The 282-nt window shown below is 41.8% G+C and carries 1 protein-coding gene; it reads right to left on the bottom strand.

Going from position 1 to position 282, the window contains the following annotated elements; all coding sequences use genetic code 11:
• A partial coding sequence (locus tag AAEY68_RS20910) for an efflux RND transporter permease subunit (RefSeq protein ID WP_350586808.1) occupies positions 1-282 on the bottom strand: 282 nt, incomplete at both ends.

Here is a 282-nt window from a genome sequence, read left to right as displayed (position 1 = left end):
ACTAATTCTGAGTCGTCGTCCCAATAACTTAGTTTAAAACCCTGTGGTAGCGTGGCTTGCTGCTCTTCAATATAATTTTTAACATCGTCTGCCACAGTTATCGCGCTTTGCGGGCCAATTCGGTAAACGTCTATAAACGCCGCTTGCTTACCATTAAAACGGGTGCGTACTGGCGTTTCTTCAAAATCATCTTTAATTGTAGCAATATCACCTAAACGGATAATCGTTCCGTCGGCTTGGTTTTTTACTACTATGCTGGCAAATTCATCTTTACGATAAGCC

The organism is Pseudoalteromonas sp. RB2-MNA-CIBAN-0110, from assembly GCF_040309305.1.
Classification (GTDB): Bacteria; Pseudomonadota; Gammaproteobacteria; order Enterobacterales; family Alteromonadaceae; genus Pseudoalteromonas; species Pseudoalteromonas arctica.
This window is presented reverse-complemented; position numbering and strand designations above follow the sequence as displayed.